This is a genomic window from Deltaproteobacteria bacterium (assembly GCA_016874775.1).
GTDB lineage: Bacteria > Desulfobacterota > Binatia > Bin18 > Bin18 > VGTJ01.
Genome location: VGTJ01000068.1, coordinates 21,558 through 29,160 on the forward strand (window position 1 = coordinate 21,558; position 7,603 = coordinate 29,160).

Genomic DNA, 7,603 nt, shown 5'->3' on the forward strand with positions numbered 1-7,603 from the left:
GAAGGAAAAGCTAAGTCCTAACCTCTTCTCACGTAACACGCAACACGTACCACGCTTAGAATTTTCTTATGCCCACCATCATTCGCGTCTCCGTCGGCATTATCACCCAGGGTGCGCAGTTGCTGATCTGCCAACGACGCACGACAGATTTGCATGCCTCAAAGTGGGAATTTCCGGGTGGAAAAGCGCAAGACGACGAAGACGATGCAACCTGCTTGCAACGCGAGTTACGTGAGGAGTTGCAAATCGACGCGACAGTTGGTGAGTTATTAGGACGTACGATCTTTCGCTACCCGAATGGCAGAACTGTTGCGCTGACGTTCTTCCATGTGCCAACATATACAGGGGGCATCGTGAATACACAATTTCAAGAACTCATTTGGGTCAAGCCCGAAACTTTGCTCTCTTACGATTTTCTAGAGGGAGATCGAAACTTTGTTACCGATATCGTACAGGGTCGTTGGCCTTTGCTTTTTACCAATCCCCAACCCCGAACCCCCAACCCCCGGTAGCCATGACTCGCCAGCAATTATTCGCCGCCTTCTTCTTCGCCGTCTTCCTCTTTCTCCTCTCTCAGCTCTACGCCCTCTTTGCTATCTTTCTTAAACCGTTGATGTGGACGGTTATCCTGGTCCTCACCTTCTATCCTATATTCGCCGTGTTCCTTCGTTGGCTCGGTGGTCGACGTTCGGCGGCAGCCCTCGCCATCACGATGTTTATTCTGCTCCTCGTCATGGTGCCATTGTCGTTGCTTTCTAGCCTTTTGACGACCCAGATGTTCGAGTTTGATGACGGCATGAAGAGTGCGGCTGAATCTGGTCAATTGCAGAATTTGTTGTCGAGTTGGCGTGACACCGCACTAGGACAACTGTGGGACAAGTGGTCTCCTCGGATCGCCAGATTTGATATCGACGTACCGAAACTCTTGCTCACTGCCGCCAACAATACAACGCAATACATCGTGACTCATGTTCCAGATGTCGCGAAAAATCTGCTTGTCCTGTTGCTAAACGCTTCGATCGTCAGCTTCAGTCTCTTTTTTCTCTTCCGCGACGGGGAAGAGTTTTTTCACGCCTTTCGTGATTTGATCCCGATGCAGCCTCATCATAAAGAGGCCATCTTCCATCAATTCTATGAAACGGTGTCCGCTGTCGTGCAGGGCATGGTGGTCACAGCCGTTGTGCAAGGAATTCTAGCGTGGATAGGTTTTAGTGTCGTCGGGCTCCACTACAGTTTTTTCCTCGGCTGTGCTTCAGCAGTCGCATCATTACAACCACTGGGCGGTGCCGCTGCCGTGTGGCTACCAGCCGCAATCTATATCGGCTTGAACGGCTCATGGCCGTGGGCCATCGGATTGATTGTGTACGGAGTCGTGGTCATCAGTGGCATTGATAACGTCATCAAGCCACTGATTATCGGGGAGCGCACCAAACTGCCGACTCTGTTCTTATTCTTCGGCATTCTGGGTGGTCTGCAGGCGTATGGGTTTCTCGGCGTGTTTCTTGGGCCAGTTGTACTTGCGACGATTATGGCGTTCGTCAAGATCTATCGGCAGGAGTATGCGCACGAGCAAGAGGCAGAGCCGCCTCAACCGCTCACGCAGAGTGTCGCCTCCGAGCCGATAGCAATCGAGCACAGCGCTTCGCAATCGCCAAAAGCTACACCTTAAAGCGAAAGTGCACGACGTCGCCATCCTGCATGACGTACTCTTTCCCTTCCAACCGCATCTTGCCAGCATCGCGACACCCGGCTTCACCGCGATAACGAATGTATTCGTCGTAGGCAATCACTTCCGCGCGGATGAAACCACGTTCGATGTCTGAGTGAATCTTGCCAGCAGCTTTGACCGCCGTCATACCACGTGTGATGGTCCACGCCCGGGCTTCCATCGGGCCGGCGGTGAAGAAACTCATCAGATTGAGCATGGCATAGGCATACTGAATAAAACGGTCACGTGCCGACTCTGTTAAGCCAAGGTCGGCCATAAACATGCCCCGTTCCTCTTCATCAAGCTGCGCAATCTCCATCTCGACTTTGCCGCAGATCGACACGACCGTGAGTTTCTCACTCGCGGCATATTCAGCAACAGTTTCTGGCAGTGGGGCATTCAGCACCGCTTCGTCGATGTTGTACACCACGAGCAATGGCTTCTGACTCAGAAACGCAAACCCGGAGAGCATCCCCTGTTCTTCTGGCAAGAAAGATAAATGTCGGAGCGCTTTCTCCTCTTCAAGCGCCTTCTGACACTTTTCCAGTAACTCTTTCTCGCGCTCTTTGCCTTTCTCTTTTTTGACGCGGTCGAGGCGTTTCTCGATAACCGCAAGATCCGCCAGAATTAACTCAGAGTGAAAATTACGCAGATCACGCACCGGGTCAGGAGACGTAGCGACAGCAGGGTCTTCGAACCCACGGACAACTTGTGTCAGCGCTTCACACTCCCGCATCTGCACTAGCGCTTCGGTTTCTAATCCAGCTTTGCGTTCTTCTGGAGGTGGGAAGTCAAGAAATGTTACCTCTGCGTATTTATTTCGCTCGGGATGCACGATTTCAGCCAACGCGTCGATACGCGGGTCAGGCACTTTGACCACGGCGATCGACGCTTCACGTTTTTTTTCAAAGCCTCCAACCTCAGCACTCAAACCAGTCAGGGCGTTAAAGATGGTGGTTTTACCCGCACGAGAGAATCCAACTAAACCTACTTTCATGCAAGAGACTGTAGCAGGTTACTGCATTATGGTCAGGGGCCTCGCGCTGCGAGTACGAGGTGGTACACCCAGCGGACATTTTACGATGCACCGCTTGGGGCATGTCATTCTGAGCTAAGCGAAGAATCCCTCTGAGCGCTCCCTTCGCTTCACTCAGGGTGACAGCGCTGCTGTGCTCATCCGTTATGTCTCGATCTAAATCAAACCACGCGAGACTGGTACACTTCAGGTTGTCCCCCGAGAGACTATAGCGTGCGCCATGCGCACGGGAATCACAGCTGGCGAGCGCATCGTGCGCACAGCGCACGCTACCCCAACTGTACGAATGTTCTGTGGGCCGCTGTAGCGTTTCTCACCGTTGGTTCTGAGCGAACGCTGCTGGCGCTGGTGATCCTCCGGCGGGCAACGACGCAATGGGCAAACTCACAATGGATTCCGGTCGGAAGTCCGGATAGGCAACGTTGCCATGTTCACCAAGGTCGAGCCCTTCACGTTCCTCTTGTTCCGACACACGCACTCCCATCGTCATGTCAATAATTTTCCAGGCAAAGAGCGCAACGCCAAACGTATAGAGACCAACCATGACAATGCCCATCACTTGCACCCCGAGCTGCGATAATCCACCGCCAAAGAAGACACCAGGAAGAGGACCGGCCACAGGAGCCACTGACGGGTCAGAGAATAATCCAACCGCTATGGTTCCCCAGATTCCATTCGTCAGGTGCACTGATAGTGCTCCAACCGGGTCATCAATCTGCATGCGATCAAAAAAGAAGATTGACCAAACAACGAGTGCGCCGGCAATCAGGCCGACCAACAACGCACTCTCAACCCCGATCGCAGCACAAGAAGCAGTGGACGCCACAAGTCCCGCAAGCGCACCGTTGAACATCATCGATAGGTCTGGCTTGCCCGTCAAATAGGTCGCTGCCACCAAGGCACTCAACGAGGCTGAGACAGCGGCAACATTGGTAACAACCGCAATGTGACTGATCGCCCGTGGATCTGCGGCGAGGGTACTGCCGCAGTTAAATCCGAACCAACCACACCACAGAATGAATACGCCGATGGTAGCGGTCGTCATGTTGTGGCCAGGAATCGGGTGGACCTTGCCATTAGCAAATTTCCCCTGGCGCGGACCGAGGACCAACACTCCGGCTAACGCACACCACCCGCCAACCGAATGAACAACAGTTCCTCCAGCGAAATCAGAAAAGCCATACACCGCTAGCCAGCCATCTCCCCAAACCCAATGGCCGGTGATCGGATAGATCACGCTAATGATGACGAAAGAGAACACCATAAACGCAGCGAATTTGATACGTTCTGCCACCGCCCCAGACACAATCGTCGCCGCTGTCCCCGCAAACACCAATTCAAAGAAAAACTTGGCGAACAGTGGAATCCCGGCCCAACTGATGGCTTTGTACACGCCACTGTAGGCTTCCCATGAGGCCGGACTATTGTCCGCACCACGGAGAAAGAACAGACCTTGCGTTCCCATAAACCCATTCCCATCACCAAACATGATCCCCCAACCAACAAAAAGAAACGTCAAGGAAGAGATAGAGAAAACGATGAAGTTCTTGGCGAGGATATTGACGCAGTTCTTGGCTCGACAGAGGCCACTCTCAAGCATCGCAAAGCCAAGATTCATCAAGAAGATGAGCATAGCAGCAAACAGCACCCACACGGTGTCGAGCATCACCTTTGGGGTGAGCAATAACGCAGAGACCTGGTCCGGGGTCGCCGGTTTGAGCACTTCTTGTGCCCAGGCTAGAGATGCACCCAACGCACCTTCAACACCTATCACAGCAAACAAGAACACCACACGAGAAATCGGCCTTGCACTCCGCAGCATGATTCGGTTCCTTCCGTGTCTTCGCAGCATCTCCCGCGTCACTTCCTTACCCACACTTCAACGCGACGATTCTTCTCGCGGCCAAGGGGATCGTCGTTGGAAGCAACTGGTGCTTCCCCGCCAAGGCCAATCACAGTGCCAACTCGCAGCCCTTCGACCTCTAATTCTTTCTCAACCACTTTCGCCCGCTCTAAAGACAAGGCACGATTTGCAGATATCGCTCCGCTCGTATCGGAAAACCCAATCAAGATCAGGGTCGCATCTTTGTAGTCTGGTTGTGCAAGGAGGCCCACCACACGCCCGATATCTCGATTGGCACGAGAGTCGAGATCTGCACTGCCAGAGCGAAAACGAAAGCGCGTTAAAATTTCCGTAGCACCAACTGTGACCTCTCGCCATTCTGCGGATGCCAGTCGCGGATCACTCGTCTCGTCAGTTGCTGCTCCTTCCGCAGCAGCGGCACTGGCAACGGTGGAAACATCCAAACTGACAAAATTTGCTCGAGTGATGGCTGCCAGTGCCCCACTCCCTGGCATCTGATTCGTCGCGAAAGTAATGAACTCCGTCACATACGGGTTCTTCGGCATCACCGGTGCATAAAAATACAACCGCCGAGTGAGCAGGTAATCTTCCGTTTTCACAGTCCGCTGGTTCGGACGGCGTGGCTGCACCCCCTTCTCACTCAGGATCAGCGTCTTATTGGTCTGAATGAAAGACAAACCGACAACACCGATACTGGTCACATCCGCAGCAACGGCTTTCGCTAATTCCGCGCTATCTTCAAATCGGCGTGCTGTCTGCGACAGCGTCTTTTTCTCTCGTAAGAGAATTCTCTCACGGAAGAATTCGAAAGTTCCAGACTGGTCGTCTCGTGCCAGCAACAGAATTGGCCCTGAAGATCCGCCAACCTGTGACCAATTGGTGATCTCGCGTGCAAAAATCGCGGCGACTTGCGCTGTCGTCAGTTCGGAAACCGGATTCGAGGGGTGAACAATGATTGCCAGTCCATCAAGAGCGACGGTATGTTCACTGGCATTCGAACTCAGGTCACCCAGCGACGGCAGCAGCTCACGCACGGTGTCTTCAGTTATTTTTGCCGACGACATGCCAATATCGCACAGCCCATCCCTGAGGGCAGTAAACGCAGTTCTGGAACCGTGCGCATAAATCTCGACCATCTCTGGCGTACCATCATTATTTACATCGCCTCGCACAAACGACTCCCGCTCCCGCTCCCCAGGCACGTGCTCAACCGTCGTCGCGCCTTTTTCAAGCAGAAACGCTTTCGCCAGTTCCGGTCCCAGTTCAGCACCAATGGTATTCGAGCCATGTAGACGGAGAATGATATTGCGTTGTGGTGTAGCCGGAGACACAGAAGAGGACATTGTCGTCGCAGGACCTGGGGCTATAGCCGGACTCGGCACTCGTCGCGGTTGGGCAAGTGGCGCAGGTGGCGGAGTCGCGGATCGCGGCCATAAGAACGCTGCCACAGCGACAGTAAGCAGAGCCGCCGCCGCAACAAGCATTCTGCCGTTTCCTGCCTTTGCGGAGGCAGGTCCCTCAACAATAACGAGCGGTTTGTGACATTCCGGGCAAATGGGGTCTGCCGCTGATCCGCGCCATTCCGCAACGGTAATCAGCCCCGTACTCGCCGCCTTGCTGCAACTCCCTATATTGTTACATCTTCCTGTCATGAACGCTGGCCCTCACTCTATCCGAACGTCATTTCCGCGCTATCCTCTTACCTGGGGGGAAATGGACGATCGGCATTGCGTATATGGAGCTTCCAACTGCGCTCCACAACGTGCCGATAGGCATCACTGATTCGCACAGTCACGATTCTCGGTTGACCCCGGTCAGTCGCCACAGCTTTGTAAGGCCAGGTTTGTCCCTGCGACTGCTCGTTCCCATCAAGAAGCCAGGTGTAGCGCAATCCAGCATGCGGATTGGCGACTGTTACCATGAAAGTCACCTCCTGACCGTCAGTCACTCGCAGTTCTTGGCCGTTCGGCTGGGCCTGTGTGATCTGCGGAACAGGAGACTTGCTCTCTGCCTCGGTCGCTTGACCGACGGGACTCTGTCTCGTCCGTATTGTCGGTGCGACATTTGCACCACTCGCCGCACGATTTGTGCGGGCGAGCCTACTTTGTCTTTGCGGTTGAGGTTGCTCGCCTTGCTCCGCAGCAGGGACACCCGGTCGTACCTCCGTCGCTTGTCGTGTATAGACAACGCCTCCGAGGATCAACGCAAGGACAACCCCAGTGGCAAGAGAGAGACTCGTTCGGCGCTTTGCTTGTGTAATAGGTGCAATAGGAGACGCCGGAGGTTGTATGACGACTGGCAACGATTGTGTTCCGGCTGCCATGTCCGATGGCGAATGCTGCACCGCAACCATCGACGGCGGGAGTGACAGATGCAGCTGTTCGCTCGGTATCGTCCCATTTGCAAGCGGCGTAATCCGTAAATTCGCCACTACCTCGTTCACGATAGCAGCAGAGACCAGGGGCTGCGATTTTCCATACGCCAACAGCAGTGCATTATCGCAGATGATATTGATAAGTCGTGGCAGTCCTCGCGAGGACACCGCGATGTGATGCAGAGCCTCGGGCGTGAATAAGTCAGGACGTTCGCAGCCAACGGTATGTAACCGATGGTGAATGTAGTGCACGACTTCGTCATCAGGAAATGGCTTCAGTTGGCAGCGCAGGGCAATGCGTTGGTGGATTGGGCGAAGTTGCGGTTGCTCTAACTTCACTTCGAGTTCAGGTTGTCCGACCAGAACGATTTGCAGGAGGAGTCGCTCGCTCTTCAGGTCAAGCGGCGCGAGCATACGCAACCCGCCCAACACGGCGTCACTCAAATGATGCGCTTCATCAAGCAACAGCACCCCTGTCCCACCAGCTCCACCTAAGGCATGGGCAAGAATTAAGTTACCGATTAAGAGCGAGGAAGAAGCGTATAGTTCCAATCGCCATGAAACTTACCGGGTTTGATATTGAGCGCTTGAAACTCATCGTCGGAGACCTGTAGGCCTTTG

General features: G+C 54.0%; 6 protein-coding genes. 2 read left to right on the forward strand and 4 right to left on the reverse strand.

All coding sequences use genetic code 11. The features are described 5' to 3' along the window. Positions 1–68 precede the first annotated feature (68 nt). Together FJ147_13155 and FJ147_13160 are read left to right on the forward strand one after the other, a co-directional pair. Positions 69–512 carry a (deoxy)nucleoside triphosphate pyrophosphohydrolase gene (locus FJ147_13155; GenBank protein MBM4256829.1) on the forward strand — a complete coding sequence of 148 codons (444 nt, stop codon included), beginning with the start codon at positions 69–71 and terminating at the stop codon, positions 510–512. 2 nt (positions 513–514) lie between these two features. Beyond that, positions 515–1,669 (forward strand): AI-2E family transporter, encoded by a 1,155-nt coding sequence (locus tag FJ147_13160; GenBank protein MBM4256830.1) that lies wholly within the window; start codon positions 515–517, stop codon positions 1,667–1,669. On the opposite strand, the gene ychF is transcribed toward FJ147_13160, so the two are convergent. The 4 genes from ychF to FJ147_13180 all read right to left on the reverse strand — a co-directional run bounded on the left by ychF (position 1,659) and on the right by FJ147_13180 (position 7,534). Continuing rightward, entirely contained in the window at positions 1,659–2,705 is a 1,047-nt protein-coding gene (gene ychF / locus FJ147_13165) for a redox-regulated ATPase YchF (GenBank protein MBM4256831.1), read from the reverse strand. The two genes, FJ147_13160 and ychF, sit on opposite strands and share 11 nt — an antisense overlap. Before the next feature lie 352 nt (positions 2,706–3,057). Then, positions 3,058–4,596 carry an ammonium transporter gene (locus tag FJ147_13170; protein ID MBM4256832.1) on the reverse strand — a complete coding sequence of 513 codons (1,539 nt, stop codon included), beginning with the start codon at positions 4,594–4,596 and terminating at the stop codon, positions 3,058–3,060. 8 nt (positions 4,597–4,604) lie between these two features. After that, on the reverse strand, positions 4,605–6,260 hold the full coding sequence (locus FJ147_13175; protein ID MBM4256833.1) for a hypothetical protein: 1,656 nt from the start codon (positions 6,258–6,260) through the stop codon (positions 4,605–4,607). A gap of 47 nt (positions 6,261–6,307) precedes the next feature. Continuing rightward, positions 6,308–7,534, reverse strand: a complete 1,227-nt coding sequence (locus FJ147_13180) for a hypothetical protein (GenBank protein MBM4256834.1) — start codon at positions 7,532–7,534, stop codon at positions 6,308–6,310. Between the last annotated feature and the right edge of the window lie 69 nt (positions 7,535–7,603).